General features: G+C 64.7%; 17 protein-coding genes. 3 read left to right on the top strand and 14 right to left on the bottom strand.

The genetic code is table 11. The annotated features are described in order from the left end of the window. Positions 1-23: 23 nt before the first annotated feature. The 6 genes from M0D43_RS07780 to M0D43_RS07805 all read right to left on the bottom strand — a co-directional run bounded on the left by M0D43_RS07780 (position 24) and on the right by M0D43_RS07805 (position 6,166). Positions 24-404, bottom strand: coding sequence for a glycine zipper 2TM domain-containing protein (locus M0D43_RS07780; RefSeq protein ID WP_252164188.1), 381 nt, complete (start codon positions 402-404; stop codon positions 24-26). Positions 405-527: 123 nt separating this feature from the next. Further along, positions 528-1,331 (bottom strand): DUF2242 domain-containing protein, encoded by an 804-nt coding sequence (locus M0D43_RS07785; protein ID WP_260808082.1) that lies wholly within the window; start codon positions 1,329-1,331, stop codon positions 528-530. A 74-nt stretch (positions 1,332-1,405) separates the two neighbouring features. Beyond that, positions 1,406-2,470, bottom strand: a complete 1,065-nt coding sequence (locus M0D43_RS07790; protein ID WP_252164190.1) for a DNA methyltransferase — start codon at positions 2,468-2,470, stop codon at positions 1,406-1,408. After that, on the bottom strand, positions 2,463-3,563 hold the full coding sequence (locus M0D43_RS07795; RefSeq protein WP_252164191.1) for a hypothetical protein: 1,101 nt from the start codon (positions 3,561-3,563) through the stop codon (positions 2,463-2,465). The genes M0D43_RS07790 and M0D43_RS07795 overlap by 8 nt, the downstream gene beginning before the upstream one ends. Before the next feature lie 22 nt (positions 3,564-3,585). After that, positions 3,586-4,989, bottom strand: a complete 1,404-nt coding sequence (locus M0D43_RS07800) for a nicotinate phosphoribosyltransferase (RefSeq protein WP_252164192.1) — start codon at positions 4,987-4,989, stop codon at positions 3,586-3,588. A gap of 121 nt (positions 4,990-5,110) precedes the next feature. Then, positions 5,111-6,166 carry a bifunctional nicotinamide-nucleotide adenylyltransferase/Nudix hydroxylase gene (locus M0D43_RS07805; protein WP_252164193.1) on the bottom strand — a complete coding sequence of 352 codons (1,056 nt, stop codon included), beginning with the start codon at positions 6,164-6,166 and terminating at the stop codon, positions 5,111-5,113. A 158-nt stretch (positions 6,167-6,324) separates the two neighbouring features. Here M0D43_RS07805 and M0D43_RS07810 point away from each other — a divergent pair, with 158 nt between their 5' ends. Then, positions 6,325-7,197: an endonuclease/exonuclease/phosphatase family protein gene (locus M0D43_RS07810; protein WP_252164194.1), complete on the top strand. Its 873-nt coding sequence runs from the start codon at positions 6,325-6,327 to the stop codon at positions 7,195-7,197. A 54-nt stretch (positions 7,198-7,251) separates the two neighbouring features. On the opposite strand, the gene M0D43_RS07815 is transcribed toward M0D43_RS07810, so the two are convergent. After that, entirely contained in the window at positions 7,252-8,136 is an 885-nt protein-coding gene (locus tag M0D43_RS07815; protein WP_252164195.1) for a LysR substrate-binding domain-containing protein, read from the bottom strand. A 177-nt stretch (positions 8,137-8,313) separates the two neighbouring features. Here M0D43_RS07815 and M0D43_RS07820 point away from each other — a divergent pair, with 177 nt between their 5' ends. Further along, positions 8,314-9,057, top strand: a complete 744-nt coding sequence (locus M0D43_RS07820; RefSeq protein ID WP_252164196.1) for a sulfite exporter TauE/SafE family protein — start codon at positions 8,314-8,316, stop codon at positions 9,055-9,057. A 172-nt stretch (positions 9,058-9,229) separates the two neighbouring features. On the opposite strand, the gene M0D43_RS07825 is transcribed toward M0D43_RS07820, so the two are convergent. The 4 genes from M0D43_RS07825 to M0D43_RS07840 all read right to left on the bottom strand — a co-directional run bounded on the left by M0D43_RS07825 (position 9,230) and on the right by M0D43_RS07840 (position 13,798). Beyond that, positions 9,230-11,389, bottom strand: a complete 2,160-nt coding sequence (locus M0D43_RS07825) for a carboxy terminal-processing peptidase (RefSeq protein WP_252164986.1) — start codon at positions 11,387-11,389, stop codon at positions 9,230-9,232. A gap of 415 nt (positions 11,390-11,804) precedes the next feature. Next, positions 11,805-12,818 (bottom strand): lipoyl synthase, encoded by a 1,014-nt coding sequence (lipA, locus tag M0D43_RS07830; protein ID WP_252164197.1) that lies wholly within the window; start codon positions 12,816-12,818, stop codon positions 11,805-11,807. A 15-nt stretch (positions 12,819-12,833) separates the two neighbouring features. Further along, a complete protein-coding gene (lipB, locus tag M0D43_RS07835) occupies positions 12,834-13,532 on the bottom strand; it encodes a lipoyl(octanoyl) transferase LipB (protein ID WP_252164198.1) in 699 nt (232 codons plus the stop codon). Further along, complete coding sequence (locus M0D43_RS07840) at positions 13,520-13,798, bottom strand: YbeD family protein (RefSeq protein ID WP_101362763.1); 279 nt, start codon at positions 13,796-13,798, stop codon at positions 13,520-13,522. The genes lipB and M0D43_RS07840 overlap by 13 nt, the downstream gene beginning before the upstream one ends. 264 nt (positions 13,799-14,062) lie before the next feature. Here M0D43_RS07840 and M0D43_RS07845 point away from each other — a divergent pair, with 264 nt between their 5' ends. Further along, on the top strand, positions 14,063-15,124 hold the full coding sequence (locus M0D43_RS07845; RefSeq protein ID WP_252164199.1) for a lipid A deacylase LpxR family protein: 1,062 nt from the start codon (positions 14,063-14,065) through the stop codon (positions 15,122-15,124). Between the two features lie 122 nt (positions 15,125-15,246). On the opposite strand, the gene M0D43_RS07850 is transcribed toward M0D43_RS07845, so the two are convergent. The 3 genes from M0D43_RS07850 to mltB all read right to left on the bottom strand — a co-directional run bounded on the left by M0D43_RS07850 (position 15,247) and on the right by mltB (position 19,405). Further along, positions 15,247-16,452 (bottom strand): D-alanyl-D-alanine carboxypeptidase family protein, encoded by a 1,206-nt coding sequence (locus M0D43_RS07850; RefSeq protein WP_252164200.1) that lies wholly within the window; start codon positions 16,450-16,452, stop codon positions 15,247-15,249. 413 nt (positions 16,453-16,865) lie between these two features. Then, positions 16,866-18,269: a septal ring lytic transglycosylase RlpA family protein gene (locus M0D43_RS07855; RefSeq protein ID WP_252164201.1), complete on the bottom strand. Its 1,404-nt coding sequence runs from the start codon at positions 18,267-18,269 to the stop codon at positions 16,866-16,868. Further along, positions 18,266-19,405, bottom strand: coding sequence for a lytic murein transglycosylase B (gene mltB, locus M0D43_RS07860; protein WP_252164202.1), 1,140 nt, complete (start codon positions 19,403-19,405; stop codon positions 18,266-18,268). The genes M0D43_RS07855 and mltB overlap by 4 nt, the downstream gene beginning before the upstream one ends. Between the last annotated feature and the right edge of the window lie 277 nt (positions 19,406-19,682).

The following is a 19,682-nucleotide window of genomic DNA, read 5'->3' on the forward strand; positions in this document are numbered from 1 at the left end:
TCAGATCAGTCACTTCGCCAGGCTCAACGACGTTCGCAGACGCGCTCGACCTGACGATTGCCATTGGCCTGCTGGCGATTGCCCTGGATGGTGCGGCCGGCTGCACCACCCGCCACCGCACCCGCTACGGTCGCCAGCTTCTTGCCGTTGCCGCCGCCGACCTGGTTACCCAGCAAGCCACCAATCGCAGCACCAGCCAGCGTGCCGCCGATGCGGTTCGGGTCAGTCGAGTTCTTTTGCACTTCGACATTGCGGCAGCGAACGCGGGTGCCATCGTTGAACCTGCGGCCTTCGTCTGCTTCCGTATAGCGCTGCTGATGCGAATAGCTTTGAGCCTGGGCGAAGGTGCTCGTTGCCATCAGGCCAATCAGGGACATACCCAGCAGGGAGGTGTGCATTTTCATCGTTGTTCTCCACGTTCTCGCCCGCTCGGCGAGCCATGGGCGCACTCTGGCCGCTGGGTCGAGAACACAACGTGAAGCGCGCACCTTGCTATTCAGGCTTTGGCGCGGAGCGTGAACATCCCATCACGGCTGCGTGGCGGGCTCGGTTTGCGGCACCTTCGCCGGTGTCGGTGGCGGGTCCTGCGCTTCAACCGGCAATGGCGCAACCGGCGGCTGTGCAACCGTTGTGGGAGCCGCTGGAGCGGGAGCAGGCGATGCGGGCGGCGGGGCCGTCGCTGCAGGTGTCGCGGGAACTGCGGCTGCCGGCGCTGGTATGGCCGCATGTGCAGATGCAGATGCAGATGCAGGTGCAGGTGCAGGTGCAGGCGCTGTACTCGCAGCAGCAGGCACCGCCTCGGTGACCTTGGGCAGATACGAGTTCAAGCGCTCGAAAAAGCGCTTGTAGAACGCCGCATCCTGCACCGTGGTGCTGGACACGCGCACCAGCGAATCGCCGCTGCTACCGACCGGCAGCGATAACGAGCCCAGCACGCCAACGCCCACGCTGGCCGAGGTGGAGCTCTTCTTCAGCGCGTAACGGTCCTGCAGCGCGCTAACGAACACCTGCGCCTTGCCGCCGTCCTGAGTGGCGCAGGAAATGCGCAAATTGAGCTGCTCGCTTTGGTCGGCTTCCTTGAGCTGGAAGTTCTTACTGCCCTCCACCGCGGCGGCATCTGCGCGTGTCACAGCGTAGCCCTGACTCAACAGCACACGCCGCGCCGCCTCGCAGGCTTGCGGCGAACTGGCCGCCACGCTGCGCGAATAGGTGTCATCGGAATTGAACGACTCGCGCATCAACATCGTGTCGCCCTTGCTGCCACCGCAGCCAGCCAGGGTTACCAGCGCGCCAAGCAGCGCGCCGCGCGCGATCAGGGAAGAACAAGACATAGGGAGATTCCGGCATCCAAAACCGGCACAGAGCATAGCGGCAACCCATGTGCGCACGGCGTCGCGTTGCCGGGTCAGGGCGGCGGCGGTTCATCCGCTGGCAATTGCAGGTCCACCTGCAGACGGCGGCCATCGGCGCCGATGCGCTCGGCTCGCAGGTAGTGGTGCGCACGCACCGCCGCCAGCGTCACCGGGGCACGGCACGGCTCGCCCCACAAGCTCAGCGCGAAGCCCTGCTGCTGCAGCCAATGCGTAAGACGGTCCCACAGCGCTTGTTCGGCGCGCAGCATCAGGTCCAGATCGGCCGGGCCCTCCGGCACCAGGGTCGGCGACTCCAGCCAGCGCGCGTAGCTGCCATGCACGACCACCGGCAGGCCCTGCGCGTGCACCGCCTGCAGCAGCTGCGCAGCCTGCTGCAGATCCAGCCGGGCACGGCTGTGCTGGAAGATCAGCGCGTATTCGTGGCCGCGATTGCTTTCGGCATCGGCATGCACCAGCGCTGCGGCCGGACGCCGATAGCACAGCACCCGCTCCTGGCGCAGCGTGAACAGGCTGGCCAGGATCCGGCCCAAGTCCCACGCCTGCGGAATCACGCGGCCGCCGACCACCACGTTCTGCACCATCGCCACGCCTACGCCATCAGGCCGCATCTGCTTGCGCAGCGCATGAAAGACCGCACGCATGCCGGTCAGATAGCCGGCGTAATCGCCACTGGCGTAGAGCTGGCCGGGTAACTCTTCGCCCTGCCAGTGGCAGCCGAAATACGGGACATTGGTCAGGCACAGGTCGATCCGCGCAACCGGCGCGGTGTCCGCCAGACTGCCGACCACGACCGGTGCTTCCACCGCATGCCGCTGCAAGCGCGTACGCGCCAACTGCGCACGTGCCGGATCGATCTCCATGCCGTGCGCGTTGCGGCCTTCCAGCGCGGCTGCCAACAGGGTGCTGCCGAAGCCGCAGAACGGATCGAACACCTGCTCGCCAGGCTGGCTGAAATGGCGCACGAACGGGCGCATCTGGTTGACCCAGCCACAATCGCGCCCGCGTAGCGGGTCGGCCACGCGCAGATCGTCGGGCAGCGCCCAGGCGGAATCGTCCGGGGCCGGCGTCCACCAACTGCGCTGATCGAGCTCATCCATCGGCAGGTTCCCACAGCACATCGGCATCCGGATCCCAGCCCGCACATAGACGGCCGTTGGCGAAGAACACCAGCTTGTACAGATCGCCGGTGGCGTGGCGCGTGTGCATCGCGGCGTAGTCGGCGCTTTCGAAGACCACCTGCAGGCCCGTCCGATCGCGCAGCCGCACATTCCAGAAGTAATAGCCTTCGGTCAGGCCATCGGGTTGCCAGCGCGACCACCAGGGCTGCTGCATGCACTCGGCCAGCAAGGTGTCAACGCCGACGCGGTGCTCGTGGATGTAGCGCAGCGTGCCGTTGCTGCGGTACGCATCGTCCAGCCGCGACAACTCGCGAAAGATCACCTGGCTGGCGCCACAGCTGCGCGCCCATGCGATGTACTGCGCGACGTCCTCGGCGTTGTCCACGCCACCGCGCTGCACGATGCAGACCAATCGCAGCGGCAGCCGCGCTGCGAGCCGCTGTGCTGTCTGTACGAAGATCGCCGCATCGGCGATCGGCTCATCAGGGCGGAAACGCATGATCGCGTCGTTGCGCTCCTGCAACCAATGGTGACGCGACAGCTCGACCCACGACAGCCCGAAGGCGACCAGCGCATCGATCAACTGCGCACCGTGCGTGCGCGCCAACCCGGCGCCATTGCTGTACAGCACGCGTTGCTCGACACGCGGGCCGTTCGGTGTTGTCGCCAAGGTCTGCAGCAAGCTCTGCAACCACGCCGCATCGTCGGTCATTTCCAGACCGGACAACGAATACGACAGCGGCACATCCCGCAGCAGCTGCAACGCAGCGCTCAACTGCTGGAAATACGCAGGCCCAGGTCGCAACGACGCTGCCGCACGACCACCGCTATGCTGGCGTAGATTCTCCGAACAGAACCCACAGCGCGCCGAACACGGCCGCACAGAGGCATATGGGGTAAAGGTAATCGGCAACGCCGCGCGATAGGTGCGCGCACCGATGCGCACTGCATGCCAGCGGCTGGCCTCGTCCTGCAGCGGCACGCGCCGCTGCAGACTGGGCGCTGCGGCGCGCAGATGCGCCAACAGCGGTGACGCAGGCAACAAGGAGATGTCGTCGATGGAAGCGTGCATGGCGAACCCCGCGCGCCGCGCATCAGCGACGTGCGGCGTTGGCACGCGCGCGCACCTGCTCCAGCGTCCACTCCTGTTGCGACACGCCATTTTCCCATACCGTCACCAACGCATCTTCGCTGTCGGCATGGGTGCCCACCTCATCGAGCAAGGCGCTGCGGTAGCTGCCATCGTTGCGGTTGCGCAGCAAGGTCAGCCGGCCGCGCTTGCTCTGCTTGCCCTGGTCGGTGATTGGGTCCTTGTAGACATCGATCCACTGCCCATCCACGCGTACCGCCGAACACTTCAACGCAAACTTCTGCGTGTCGCGGTCCACCTTTTGCAGCAACGCACCACCCATGCCGAAAGCGACATTGTCGGCGGCATAGCCAGCCGCGGTGATGCGTTCCAGGATCGCACGCAGCGAGTTGGGGTTGATGCCATCGCCCTGGATCACCCGCACATGGTCGAGCACCTTGTAGCCTTTGCCATTGACCTGGTGACCGAACGCCTCGTCCAGCAACAGCAGGCACTGCTCGACCACATCCACCGGGTCGCCGGAGTCCGGACGAATCACCACCGTTGCACCGGAAGTGATCACTTCCTCGCGCAAGGTGGTGCCCCAATGCTCGGCAATGGCGCGGTAGATGTCGTAGCTGTCCGACACCACCGCCACGATCGAACCCGGGCGCGCGAATTGCGTGAGCATGTTGCGATACGCATCCACCTCGCGCTCGCGCCCCCAACTGGTGATGGTGCTGTGCTCGGCAGCGGGAATCGAATATCCCGCCACTGGCGTGTGGTAATGCGCACGCGCCAGCAGCAACGCCGACAACGTATCGGTGCCAAGAAAATTCACCAGATGCGCGGCACCGCCCAATGCAGCCGAGCCAAGACTGGACACACCACGCGCGCCAAAATCGTGCAGCTTGAAAGGCAACTGCCCTTCCGCATCGTCGCTGGTACGCTCCAGGTAGTCGCGCACGATCTGCTTCACCTGCCAGCTCACGGTGGCCACCGTCACCGGGTACCACACACGCAATAACAAGGTTTCCAGATACGACGGCACCCAAAACGCCTTAGCGTCGGTGGACTCGATCGTCATCAGCACGTTATGCGTTGGCACTACCGCGCCTTCGGGCACGGCGCGGATGCGGATCGGCAACTGACCGCCAAGCCGGTCGACGATATCGCGCCAGCCGGCTTCGTTGAACGGCTCGCCGTGCGCGGCCAGCAACTCCTTCGCATCGTCGATGTCGGCGTGCGTCACCGGCCGGTTGATGGCTTCTTTCAGGATCGATTGCAGGCCGAAGAAGACAGTCTGATCGTACAGGCCACCGCGCGATTCGACGTAGAAAAACGAGGCATCGGTGCCAGGCGGATATTGCAGCCAGTGGCTGGCCTTGTAGCTATCGGTATTGAGCAGCAGGTTATCGAGGTAATGCATGACGGAAGCTCCTTCGCGTCGAATGAACCAGCGGTCTGTCCGCCGGCGGGAGGTCACGGTTCAAACGGTCACACTGCGTACGGCCACGTCGCTTTACGGCAACACGCAGGCGTTTGCGCTCTCAGCCACGGCCCAGGAAAAATTCAAGAATATGCAGGTGGTCTTCGTACAGGCGTGGACCCATCGCCATCACTTCAGCGATCGGAATCCAGCGCGCTTTATCGGCGTCGTCGCCACCGCGTACCGCAGGCAATTCGCCGGCTGGAAATTCGAAATGAAACGCATGGGTAATCGTGCGTCCGCGTTGGCTACGTTCAGGGTGATCGAATACCTGCCGCCCACGCAACGATCCCTTGAGCACCGGCACCGGCAACTTGAGCCGCGTTTCCTCGCGCAGCTCGCGCAGGCAGCAATCCAGCAGGCCTTCGTCCTGGCCGACAAATCCACCCGGCAAGGCCCACAGGCCCTTGCCCGGCTCGGCGCGACGACGCACCAGCAGCACATGGCCCGAATGCACCACGACCGCATCGGTGGTCACGAATGTCGGCGGATAGGGCGCGTCTTTCCACGCGGCGCGGTATTGCTCGATGAAGCGGTATTCGGCCACCAACTGCGCGTAGCTGGGTGAATTACGCCGGAACGCTTCCAGCATGTCGTATACCGGCGCCGGCACATTGCCGCGCAGCATCAACAAGCCACCGTGGAACCCGATATCGCCGGCTTCGAACAGATAGCGGCGCAATTCGGTGGCCGACAGCGTCGCCGTGTGTTGCACATCTTCCAGCGGCCACTGCGGAAACTCACGCAGGTAATAGCTGCTGGCGTCCTTGTCCATGCCGATCAGGCCAATGTTCGCATCCAGATTGCCGCCATCGGCTTGCACTGCCTCGGCAACCTGACGCTGCACTTCGGCGATCCACAGGCTTTCGTTGTAGAGATGGTCGCGTAGCGGGCGCACGATCAGCCGCGTAGTTTCGTCCGGCAACGCAGATTCGATCATCACCGCACGTTCGGCGACGGTCCACGGATTGCGAATGGTGCGGGGCGTGTCGGCCGAGCCGATCAGCATGATGAGCTTTCTCGCCTTGCCCAGCGCATGGCGGGCGACGGCGGCGTGGCCGTTGTGAAAGGGCTCGAAGCGCCCGATAAACACGAGATAGTCGTACGGTGTTGCCATGAGAATCCCTCACGGTTGAGTGGTCAGCTGGCGGTCTCTCCGCCGGCTTGGTGCAAATGCTACGCCGATGTGCGACGGCGTCAAGCGCCTGAGCAATGCACCCACAGCGGTCATACGTACTGGCTAGACTTGCGGCTTGTCTTCTGGAGATCCACGACATGCCACGCTTCTCGCTACGCGCTGCGTCAGGTTATTTTTTCGCCGCCATCCTCACGCTATGCATGACGCTGCCGGCCTTTGCCGCGTCCGCGCCGGCGCCGGCGCCGTTGCGGGTGATGTCGTTCAACGTGCGCGTGCCAGTGGACACCGATGGCGACAGACGCTGGACGGTGCGGCGGGCGTCGATGGTTACGCTGATCAAACAGACCCATCCCGATGTGTTCGGCACCCAGGAACTGGTGCAGGAGCAGGCGCAGTACCTGGCCTCGCACCTGCCTGATTACCGCTGGTTCGGCAAGGGCCGCCGTGGCGATGACAGCGACGAGCACATGGGCGTGTTCTACGACAGCCGCGCGTTGTCGGTGGTGGAATCGGGCGATTTCTGGCTGTCGGAAACGCCACAGGTCCCCGGCAGCAGCAGTTGGAACACCGACCTGCCGCGCATGGTGACCTGGGCCCTGTTCGAGCGCCGCAGCGACAAGCGCCGCTTTTATCTGCTCAACACGCACTTCGCCCACCGCGACCAGGACGAGGCCGCACGCGAGCACAGCGCGCGCCTGATCCTGTCGCGCATCGCGACACTGCCGGCCGACATTCCGGTGGTGCTGACCGGCGACTTCAACAGCGATCCTGACCAGGGCACTTACCGCGTGCTCACCGCCACGCTTGGCGATGCACGCGCCCGCATCTCCGAGCCGCAAGGCCCGGAAAAAACCTTTCAGGACTTCACCACGCAACCGACCCGTCGCATCGACTGGATCCTGTTCCGCGGCCTGACACCGACACGCTTTTCCACGCTGGATCAGCGTCCCGGCGGTGTATTGCCGTCCGACCACTATCCGGTGCTGGCCGAATTCGCCTGGCCGCGTTGAGCGCGCCGGCGACGTGACGCTGTCACGATGCCGGCCACTCTGACGCTATGCAGCTCAGTCGCGTTGCAGCCAATCCACCAGCGCTTGCAGCATGGTCGATGGCGCAGGCTCGCAACGCAGCACGATCGAAAGTTGCCGCGGTGCCCAGGCTGCATCCAGGGGCACCGTGGCCAGCTGATCGCGCACGCATGAGCGCTGCACTGCGGCGTGCGGGAGAATCGCCACGCCCATGCCTTGCGCGAGCATGCGGCACAACACGTCGATGCCTTGTACCTTTGCACGCATGCGCACCTGCACGCCGGCGCGGTTCATGTGCACGCGCAGATGCCGTTGCAAGGCGCTGTCGCCGGCCAGCCCCAGCGTGTCCATTCCCGCGAGCTCGCTCAATTGCAGCGTCGCGGCGCCGGCCAGTGGATGCGCTGCAGCCATCACCAGCACCAGCCGATCCTCACGGAACGGCAGCACCTGCAGCCCACTGAGATCGGCATGGCCTGCGACCACGGCGATGTCGGCGCGTTCCTCGCGCACCGCGTCGGCAGCTTCGTCGCTGCCCTGCTCGGTCAATGCCAGATCCAGCTGCGGATGTGCGATGAGAAAATCCGCCAACCGTTCGGGCAACCAAGCCGACAGCGCCGCGGTATTGGCCGCCAGCCGCAGTGTCACCTGCCCACCGCCCCCGTAGCCGCCCAGCTCCAGCTGCAGCGCCTCGGCCTGCCGCTGCAATTGCCGTGCGTGCCGGAGCAGTACACCACCGGCCGGCGTCAGGCTGACCCCGCGGCGCCCGCGTTCCAGCAGTACAGCGCCCACCTGCAGCTCCAGCGCACGAATCCGCGCACTGGCAGCAGCCAGCGACAACGTCGCGCGTTGCGCACCGGCGGTGATGCTGCCCGTCTCGACCACCGCGATGAACAACCGTAAATCGACAAATTCCAGATGCATGACCGCTCCACAAGCATTCGCACGTCAATCGACGTGCATTCGCCGCCGACAAGACAGGCTAGCCAGGCCGGAGACCTCTGCACGCGCGGCATCGCACCTTAGCCTTCGACGCTACCGAAGCCTGCCTCAAACAATCACGCATTGTCTGCTGCGGGACAAGCCCGGATCCTTGGCTGCATGGAGACATTGCACACCCACTGGCATCTGATCGCAGGCGTCTTTTTGCTGGCTGGCTGGGTCAAGGGCGTGACCGGGATGGGCTTGCCGACCGTTGCGATGGGGCTGCTGGGTCTTTGGCTGACGCCTGCCGAGGCAGCGACCTTACTGGCTCTGCCTTCGCTTGTGACGAATGTGCAGCAAGCCTGGGGACCGGACACGGCGACCCTGTTGCGACGTCTGTGGCCATTGCTGGCAACCGTGACGCTGGGCACCTGGCTGAGTGCAGGGGTGCTGACAGGCGCCGACCCCAGCCTGGTCCGCGCCGGGTTGGGCGCGCTGCTGGCGTTGTATGCCTTGCTTGGGCTGGCCCGACGCCACTGGACGATGCAGGCGCGTCACGAGCCGTGGGCAGGGCCACTGGCCGGGCTGGCCACCGGTCTGCTGAGTGGCGCCACCGGCGTGTTCGTGCTGCCATCCCTGCCCTACCTCACCGCCCTGCAACTACCGCGCGCGCTGTTGATCCGCTCTCTGGGCTGGTGTTTCGGCGTGGCGACGCTGGCGCTGGCCAGTGCCCTGGCCTGGCATGGCGCGCTACCCCGCGCGGCGATCGCTCCGTCATTGTGGGCGCTGTTACCCACCGCCATCGGTATGTGGCTGGGTGTCTGGATGCGCAATCGCATTTCCGCCGATATGTTTCGACGCTTCTTTTTCACCACCTTGCTGGTGCTCGGCCTGCAAGACGTCTGGCAGGCACTGGCGTAAGCGCAACGGGGAGTCGCACGACACGCAGGCGCGGCAGCCGGACTACCCATCATCAGTCAAACCGTTCACGCAGTCGCCCATATGAAAGGGTCGGCCAACAAAAAACGCCACCGCGATGCGGTGGCGTTTTGTACTTCAAGCTGATCTTGTCGCCAACTGCTCGGCGAAACGATCAGTCCGCCCAACGTCCCGGCGCGGTCGACTTCGGCAGCACCTGGGCCGACAACGGCTTGTCCTGCGACAGCAAGCCAAGCGCGTCGGCCAGGATCGCGGCCGATTCATGCAGCAACGGATCCGGACGCTTTTCGGCAGCCTTCTCGCGTGCGGTGTCCTTGACGATGTCGCGCTCGTTACCGGTCAGGCCGTCGTCGCTGTCTTCGGCAAGCGGATCCAGCGGCAACCCGAGTTGCTTGCGAATCTGCTGGCGATCCTTGCGCTGCTGATCCTGCTTTTGGCGCTCGGCAACGCGCTCGGCTTCGTTCAACGAGATGTACTTCTTGGCCTTTTCATCTCGGAACTGCTTGACGTCCTCTTCCCACCACTGGAATTCCTTGTCGGTCGCGATGCGTGCAATGTGCAGGGCCTGCAACCTGGGCAGCAGCGGCGCAAAGTTGCCGTACTGGGTGTGCGGCGCAGCGGCGATGCGCGTCCACGGCAATGCATTGTCGTAGGTGCTCTCGCCGAACTCGGTGGCATCCACGCTGGCCGGGAACGCGATGTCCGGCACAACGCCCTTGTGCTGGGTGCTGGAGCCGCTGACGCGGAAGAACTGCGCGATGGTCAGCTTGACCTGGCCATAGCGCTGCCCCTCGGCAGCCGGCCAGCGATCCAGGTCGACGATGTTCTGCACGGTGCCCTTGCCGAAGCTGGTTTCGCCGATCACCAGGCCACGACCGTAATCCTGGATCGCACCGGCAAAAATTTCCGATGCTGATGCCGAGCCGCGGTTGATCAACACGCCCAGCGGGCCGTCCCAGGCAACCTTGGGGTCGCTGTCGCCATTGACGGTGACGCGGCCGCCGGATTCGCGCACCTGCACCACCGGACCCTGCTCGATGAACAAGCCGGTGAGTTCGATCGCCTCATCGAGCGAGCCGCCGCCGTTGTTGCGCAAGTCCAGCACCACGCCGTCGACCTTGTCGGTCTTAAAGCCGGCCAGCAGCTTGGCGACGTCGCGGGTCGCCGAGGCGTAGTCGGTTGCATTGCGACGACGGCCTTCGAAATCCTGGTAGAAGCCCGGCAGCTTGATGATGCCGATACGGCGCTGCGGCTCGGTGCCCGTGGCCGGCAAGGTAATGGTTTCGCCCTTGGCAGCCTGTTCGGCCAGACGCACCTTCTGGCGGGTCAGGGTCACGGTGCGGTGCTTGCCGTCGATGCCCGACTCGGCCGGGATGTACTCCAGGCGCACCTGGGTGTCCTTGCTGCCACGGATCTTGGCCACGACGTCATCGATACGCCAGCCGATCACATCTTCGATCGCACCATTCTTGGCCTGACCCACACCGACGATACGATCGCCCGGCTTGAGCGTGCCATCCACCGCCGCCGGGCCGCCCGGGATCACCTCGCGGATCACCACCATGTCGTCCTGCTTCTGCAGCTGCGCGCCGATGCCTTCCAGCGACAGCGACATCTGCTGGTTGAACGTCTCGGCAGTACGCGGGGTGAAGTAGTCGGTGTGCGGGTCGACAGCATTGGTATAGGCATTGACGAAGAACTGGAACACGTCTTCGCCCTTGAGCTGCTTGACCGAATCGGCCAGCGCCACGTAGCGCTTATCCAGCGTCTTGCGGATGTCCTCGGGCTTCTTGCCGGCCAGCTTCAGGCGCAGCCAATCGTTCATTACCGACTGGCGCCACAGCACGTCCAGCTGCTTGTCATCCGCCGCCCACGGTACGTCCTTGCGGTCGTACTCGAACTTGTCGTTACCGCTGAAATCGAAATCCTGCTTGAGCAAGTCGCGCGCGTATTTGACGCGTTGATCGACACGCTTCTTGTAGACCGAGAACACCTGGAAGGCCGGCTCCAGATTGCCACCGCGCAGCGCATCGCCGACGCCGGCCTGCAGCGGGGCGAAGCTGTCGATATCGGCCTGGGTGAAGAACTGTTTGCCGCCGTCCAGCGTTTCCAGATAGCGCTTGAACACGTCCTTGGACATCGCCTCGTCCAGCGCGCGCGGCCGGTAGGCATAGCGGCTATCGGAGAGCAGGCCGTAGACGAGCTTGGTGGCCGTCGCCTGGTCGGGCGTGGCGGCGGCAGGCAGCGCGGTATCGGCGCGCGCGAGCAATGCCATCGGAGTGGTCAACACCAGCGCCAGCAGGCCGGCCTTCATGGACGCAGAAACGTTGTAGGTCATCGAATGGCTCTCGGCACAGGGCCGATGAAAGGAAGGCGGTGATCGGATCAGACAGCATGACAGTGCCGAAAGTTGCTGGCGTTGTCATCCACTGGCTGAATCAGCCTAGCGCCGGGCCTGTAGCGGATTGTGAACGAGACCGTACCCTGCAGCGGCATGCCGCATGGGCGAGCGACGATTCCGCCACGCGCAGTGCGCAGGGCTGCAATGGGTGCTTAACCGGAATTGCGCTGTGACCGGCCGCCGACACGTCACGGGGCGACGACTCGCCTACCGACAGCACGCGGGACCTGCTGCGCCAGTGTGCCGACGAGCAAAGCCGCAAAGCGGGGCTGATCAAAATACCGATCGCACACTCGCCGGGGCGGTCATCCGACCGCCTGTCGCGCACTCAGGCAGCGACACCCGCGCCAGCGGCCTGCCGGTCGGCGTGGTACGACGAACGTACCATCGGACCGGAGGCGACATGACTGAAGCCCAGTGCGTTGCCGTAGTCTTCCAGCGCCTTGTATTCCTCCGGCGTCCAGTAGCGCATCACCGGGTGATGGTGCGACGTCGGCTGCAGATACTGGCCAATGGTGATCATGTCCACATCGTGCGCGCGCAGATCGCGCAGCGTGGCCTGCACCTGTTCCATCGTTTCGCCCAGGCCGAGCATGATGCCGGACTTGGTGGCAATGGAAGGATGCTGCGCCTTGAAGCGCTGCAGCAGCGTCAGCGACCACTGGTAATCCGCACCGGGGCGCACGTTCGGATACAGATCCGGCACGGTTTCGATGTTGTGGTTGAACACATCCGGCGGGCTCAGCGCCAGAATTTCCAGCGCGCGGTCCATGCGGCCCTTGCCGCGAAAATCCGGGGTCAGGATTTCGATGCGGGTATTGGGCGAACTGACCCGGATCGCCGAAATGCAGTCGACGAAATGCTGCGCACCGCCGTCGCGCAGATCATCGCGGTCCACACTGGTCACCACCACGTACTTCAGGCCCATATCGGCCACGGTCGTGGCCAGGCTGGCCGGCTCGCTCGCGTCAGGCGGCTTGGGCCGGCCATGCGCCACGTCGCAGAACGAGCAACGCCGCGTGCACACCTCGCCCAAAATCATGAAGGTCGCGGTGCCGTGGCTGAAGCACTCGTGGATATTCGGGCAGCTCGCCTCTTCGCAGACCGTGACCAGGCGGTTTTCGCGCAGCTTGGCCTTGAGGTTCTGCACCGCGTTGCCGGACGGAATCCGCACGCGGATCCACGACGGCTTGCGCAGCACCGGCGCATCGACGAACTGCACCGGCGAGCGGTTGATCTTGTCGCCACCGATCTGCTTGACGCCGGTCTGCAGCGGCGCAGGCGCGGCGGTGTCGCCGGAGACGACCTGCAAGGGAATGGAACGGGCGATAGGCTGGGTCATGACGATACGGGGCGCTCAGGCCGGAAGCGAAAGGTCGGGCAATGCGGAAGTGGGCTGCAGCACGAGGCCGAACTGGCACGCCAGCTGATCGAGCAGCACCGCCTTGACGGCGTCCATCCCGGAGGGGCCGCCCAAGTCTAGCACCGAGGTCACCTGCAGGCCCTGATAGCCACAGGGGTTGATGCGATGGAACGGCTCCAGATCCATGTCTACGTTGAACGACAACCCGTGGAAGGTGCAGCCACGCCGCACCCGAATGCCAAGCGCAGCAATCTTGGCTCCACCCACATAAACGCCGGGGGCGCCGTCGCGGCGCTCGGCCACGATGTTCCACTCGTCCAGCGTGTCGATCAGCGCCTGCTCGATCTTGCACACGTAATCGCGCACACCGATCTTGAGCCGACGCAGATCCAGCAGCGGGTACACCACCAATTGGCCGGGGCCGTGATACGTCACTTGGCCGCCACGATCGACCTGCAACACCGGAATGTCACCCGGTGCCAGCACATGCTCGGGTTTGCCGGCCTGGCCCAGCGTAAACACCGGCGCATGCTCCACGACCCAGACTTCGTCCGCGGTACGCTCATCACGTGCATCGGTGAAACGCTGCATTGCACGCCACACCGGGGCGTAATCCTGCTGACCGAGGTCGCGCAACTGCGCAGGCAGGCCGACAGCAGAGCTGCTCACGGGCTCGGCCGCTACAGCGTCCACTTCACTTCCGGATGGTCGCGCAGCGCCTGGTGCGCGGCGTCGAATTGCTCGCGGCTGTCGGCGCGAAAGCCGATCTTGACCGAGACATATTTGCCGCTGGACGAATGCTTCCAGCTGATGCTTTCCTGCAACAGCTCCACGCCGGTGGCGGCGAGCAGACGCGGAAGTTCCGTCTCCAGCCCGCGCTCGGCCGCGCCCATGGCGCTGAGCTCGAAGGTGCCTGGAAACTGAAAGCCGTGATCGGGGTTGTCGGTACTGATGTCCATCCGCCCATTATCGGGCCGGAGATGGGCAAACCCAAGCCTTTGCAACCGATCAGTCCGCCTAGCTCGTCCGCACCGTCACCATGCAAGCGTCAGCGACCTCCCACCATGTGATGCAACGCTCCTGGATCGAACACAGTTATATGCCGATGGCGACGCAGTAACGAGCTGAAGCAGAAGAGATTGCAGTCGCAGCTACGCACTTCACATGGCGCAGCAGAAGACGCAGGCACCTTTCCAAATCCAGCCATCCTCCCCAGGCCCTCCATGCTTCAACTGCGCCCGTTGTCAGCTGCCTTGCTGCTCTCTCTTTCCTGGCTGTCACCGTCGGCCCTGGCGGCGGATCAGTGCGATTCCAGCCGGCTTGGGCGTACGCCGCCTGCGGTGAATTTCCGGGTCGATAACGACTTGTTCGGTGGCGAAGATCAGGACCAGGGCTATTCCAACGGCGCGGTGCTGACGTTGGTGTCGCCCAATCTGGTCGATTACACCGACGACCCCTGCCTGCCGCGCACCGCACGGTGGGTCAACAGCTATCTGGAGCGGCTGCATCCAGGCGAGTTCGACCAGCAGAACATGGTGTTCTCGATCGGCCAGGCGATCTTCACCCCGACAGACTACACCCGTCGCGATGTCATCCCGGATGACCGCCCGTACGCGGGCATCCTGCTGGCCAGCTTCGGCTACAACGCGCGCAACGATGCGCACCTGCGCACCACGCAGCTGCAAATCGGCGTCGTCGGCCCGTGGGCATTGGCGAAAGAGGCGCAGGATGCGATCCACGATGCGCTTGGGGACGAAAAATTTCAGGGCTGGGACAATCAGCTGCACAACGAGCCGCTCATTAACCTGGTGCACGAGCGCATGCGCCGCTGGCCAGCAGATGCGAGCGGCAATGCCGAGGGGTTCGGCTGGGATTTCATTTCGCATTGGGGTGGCGCGGTCGGCAACATGGCCACGCATCTCAATGCCGGTGGCGAAGCCCGCTTCGGCTGGAAGCTGCCGGACGACTTCGGCAGCACGCCCACCCGCCCGGCGGGCGAAAACACGGCTCCCAGCAGACTGGGACGCGCCAGCGGCTGGTCGGGCCACCTGTTCGTGACCACCGATGCACGCTGGGTGATCCGCGATATCACGCTGGACGGCAATACGTTCCGTAATAGCCACAGCGTGGACAAGCGCCCGTTCGTCGGCGAGGTGGGCTACGGCTTGGCGGTGATGTACGGCCGCTGGAAATTCGCCCTCGCCCGCTACCACCGCACCCGCGAATTCGACACCCAACGCGAGACGCCGGTGTATGGCAGTTTCACGATCAGTCGGATGCTTTGAGGGCTGGGAATCGGGAGTGGGGAATCGGGAATCGCAAGAGCAAACGCTGTGCTCCTGCATTTACCGATTCCCAATTCCCCATTCTCGATTCAAAAAAATGCCGGCTTTCGCCGGCATTTTTCTTACTCCGATTCCCACCACATCCAGAACGCGTCCCAGAGGCGCTTGAAGAAGCCGCCCTCTTCGACCGCGTTGATGGCGACCAGGGGGGCCTGGGCGATGACCTTGCCGTCCAGGCTGACCTTCACGGTGCCGACTTGCTGGCCCTGCTTGATCGGTGCCTGCAGATTCTTCGGCACTTCCATGCTGGGCTTGAGGTCGTTGTAACGGCCGCGCTGCAGGCTCACCAGCAGCGGCTGTGCCACGCCGAGCTGCACTTCGTCCTGCTGGCCCTTCCACACCTTCTGCTTGGTGACGACCTTACCGGGCGCATACAGGCTGTGGGTTTCGAAGAAACGGAAACCCCAGTTGAGCAGAGCCAGGCTATCGGTGGCGCGCTGTTCTTCGGAGCTGTCGCCCATGACCACGGCGATCAGGCGCTGGTCGCCGCGCTTGGCCGAGCTCAGCAGGCAGTAGCCGGCCTCGGAGGTGTGGCCGGTCTTGATGCCGTCCACCGCCGGGTCGCGCCACAGCAGCCGGTTGCGGTTGCTCTGCTTGATCGAGCCGACCTGGAATTCCTTGATCTTGTTGTAGGCGTAGGTTTCCGGGTAATCGCGCACCATCGCGCGGCCCAGCATGGCCAGATCATAGGCGGTGGAGTGATGGCCCTCGGCACTCAACCCGTGCGCGTTGACGAAGTACGAGTTCTTCATGCCGATCTTGGCGGCGTAGCTGTTCATCAGCGAGGCGAAGGCTTCTTCGCTACCGGCCACATGCTCAGCCAGCGCGATGGCGGCGTCGTTGCCGGACTGGATCGCCATGCCCTTTTCCATGTCTTCCAGACGCGCAGTCTGGTTGACCGGGAAGCCGCTGTAGCTGCCATCGGTACCGGCGCCGCCCTCGCGCCAGGCGCGCTCGCTCATCATGACCTGGTCGTCGCGCTTGACCTTGCCGTTCTTGATCTCGGCGGCAACCACATAAGACGTCATCACCTTGGTGATGCTGGCGGGCGCCAGTTGCTGGTGGATGTTTTCACCGGCCAGTACCTGCCCGGTAGCGTAGTCCATCAGGATCCAGGACTTGGACACGGCCGGTGCGGGCGCCGGTGGCACCGGCAAGGCGGCCGGGGCGGCAGCCACGGCGGGAGTCGGCTGCGGCGCAGGTGTCTGGGCGCAGACCAAGCCGAAGGCGAACGTGGCCACGGCAGCGGCGGCGAAGCGGAATTTCATTGAAGAACGACTCCTGACGAACCCGAAAGCTGGGCAATGCGAAATTGTAAAGCGCCACGGCGATCAGGGCGACGCGCCGCAGGTTGCATGCGCTTGCGCAGTTCAGCGATGGCGGCCTGCTTGGGGCGCCTGATCAAGCTGTCGGAGGTGCCACGCACCGCATGGGCGTCGCCGACAGCGGATTGGACCAGGCGACTGTGGCGCTCAGTGGGTCGCTGGATGCAGACAGCGCGATGGGTAACGACGTGCGCGAGGCGTGGCAATTCCGGCCTGGGCCGCACCGGCGTTGCATCTATGCAATGGCCGCCACCCCATCGGGATCGCCTTAGCCGTTCCGGTACAGCCGACGCAGCCAGCGCGAGCGACTGATGCGCGTGCTTGATCAGCTAACGCGGTCACCGACTCGCCCGCAGCTAGTTGGCCACGATCTGTGGGCGGCCGAAACCGAGGCCAGCGATGCGCTGGGCGATCTCCGATGCGTTGGCGTGGTCGCGTGCATTCACGCGTAGCCGCCACAAGGTGCGCCCGCCGCTGACGATGTCGCTGACGCTGGCACCGGCAATCCCCGCCGAGGCCAATTGCGACAGTGCGCGATTGGCGTTTTCGCGGCTGGCGAAACTGGCGACCTGCAGCAGGATATCGCCGAGTGCGGCTTCGGCCACGCTGGGGGCCTTGGCGGGCGCTGGCTCGGCCTTGAGCGGACGCGAAGCAGTGGTCTCAGACGGCTTGACCGCCGCAACCGCGACCGGCGTCGCCGCGACAGCAGGCGCCGACGAAGTCGGGCGCGGGACCGCAGCGGTCGGCTTGCCGGTGGCCACACGCACGCCCTGTGCCTTCATCCAGGCATCGAAGTTGTCGGCATTGCCAGGCTGGCGCGAATCGGCGACGCGGTAGCGCCAACGCTCGCCGGCCGGAATGACCGCCGTGCTGGCAGTGGATGCAGCGGCGGAAGTGGCAGCCGTGGCACCGGCACCTGCCGCGACGGCACGCGGCGGCACGGTACGGGTGGGCAGACGCTGCACCAGGCCATCGATCTGACTGGCGCTGGCGGCCGGCTGTGCGGTGGCAACGGCGGTATTCACCGGTACCTGGCCACTACGGCGCTTGGCGAGCAGATTGCCGTTGTCCGCTTCGGTCAAGCCACGCACTTCGACATTGCCGGTGCCCTTGCCGGTGATACCCAGCTTCACCGCCGCAGCGTAGCTCAGATCGATCACGCGACCGTCGTGGAACGGGCCACGGTCGTTGACGCGCACCACCACCGACTGGCCGGTGTCGGTATTGGTGACCAGCGCAAAGCTGGGCAGCGGCAAGGTCTTGTGCGCGGCAGTGAAGGCGTACATGTCGTAGACCTCCTTGTTGGAGGTCAGCCGACCATGGAACTTATTGCCGTAGTACGAGGCAGTGCCGCGTTCGACATAGTCGCCGGGGTTGTCCATCACCACATAGCGCTTGCCCAGCACTTCGTACGGCGAGCGATTGCCCACCGCCGAGCGCGGCTCGTTGGTGACCAGCGGTTCGGGTATGCAGGCCACATTGGGCACATGATCGGGCGTGGTGTCTTTCACACCGGGCTTGTACAAACCGCCAGCGGTGTAATCGCCGCGCGTGGACGGGTCTTCTTTGGCAGGCGCGTATGGCGAGGTGGACGGGCAGCCGGTGGCGACATACGCCGGCCCCTTGCCTTCGACCTTGACGCCCTTGATCGCGCCGCTGCCGCTGCTACCGGCGGTTTTCTTCGGTGCGCTGCTGCAGGCCGCCAGGCCGAGCATCAGTGCCATCGGAATCAGCCACTTGGGGCCTGCAATGCTGTTCATGCCGGGGGTAACTCCTTGCCGGCGATGGCCTCGGACAGCTGGAACACGGCCATCGCGTACATCTTGGAAATGTTGTAACGGGTGATCGCGTAGAAGTTCTGGAAGCCCAGCCAGTACTGCTTGCCGTTGGCGTCGTCCAGGCTGATCGGGGTGGCGGTACTGCCCACTACCACCGGTGCGCTCGGGTGATACCCGCGCGCCGACAAGTCGGCCAGCGTGTAGACCGGAGACCAGTCGGTGGGATTGAATTCGTCGTGGCCGGCGGCCAGCGTGGCCGGTACCGCGACCTGTCCGTCGCGCACCCAGCCGCCCTTCTTGACGAAGTAATTGGCGATCGAGGCGAATACGTCATTGTAGTCGGTGAACAGATTGCGCTTGCCGTCGGCATCGCCGTCGACGCCGAACTGGCGATAGCTGGACGGCATGAATTGCCCCATGCCCATCGCGCCGGCGTAGCTGCCGATCAGGCTGGTGACGTCAAGTCGTTCTTCCTTGCCAAGCGCGAACAACTGGCCCAGTTCATCGCGGAAAAACAGTTCGCGGCGCACTTCACGTTCGAGCTTGGCGGGGTCGCCACTGCGCGGATAGCGGAATGCGAGCGTGTACAGCGCATCCAGCACGCGGTATTTGCCAGCGTTGGTGCCATAGCTGGTTTCCACCCCGATGATGGCGACGATCACCTGTGCCGGCACACCGGTGGCAGCTTCGGCCTTGCTCAGCTCGGCGCGGTGTTCGGCGAGAAACTTGCGGCCGCCGTCTATGCGCGCCTGGGTGATGAACATCGGCCGGTATTCGTTCCACGGCTTGACCCGTTCGGCCGGGCGCGACATCGCAGTGACGATCGCGTCCTTGAACTGCGCCTGCGCCAGCACCGCGTCGATCTGCGCGGCATCGATGCCGTACTTGGCCGCAGTGTCGCGTACGAAGTTGGCGCGGGCGATCTCGAAGGGCACCGGGGTCAGATCGACCGGCGGCAGCGCGGGGGCTTCGGCGGCGGCGCTTGCAGGCGCGACCGGAGCCACCGGCGGCTTGGCCGGCGGTGCGCTGGCAGCCGGCGGCGGGGACGGAGGGCTGGGCTGAGTCGCGCAGGCGACAAGGCCGAGGGTGAGCAGACAGGTCAGTGTGCGTCGAATCATCGGCCGAGGGTAACAGACATCGGATGAACTTCTGGCAATAAGACCATGAAACGAAAGAGCTTTAGCCGAAGTCAAGACGTGCCGCAGCATCGCTGGATGCGAAGGGGTCACTTCTTCCGGCAGATGCGGTACGAAAACCCCGGGCGCGCATGGGCGGGACCGGCGGAAAGGGGCCGGGGTGTCGCGGGGGATCAAGCGTAGCGGGACACGTCTGGCGGGCGGGGCGGCGGCAATCGCCGCCGGCATGGGATCGCAGTCTGCAAGCGCGCCCCACGGC

The organism is Xanthomonas prunicola, assembly GCF_025266575.1.
GTDB classification, from domain to species: domain Bacteria; phylum Pseudomonadota; class Gammaproteobacteria; order Xanthomonadales; family Xanthomonadaceae; genus Xanthomonas; species Xanthomonas prunicola.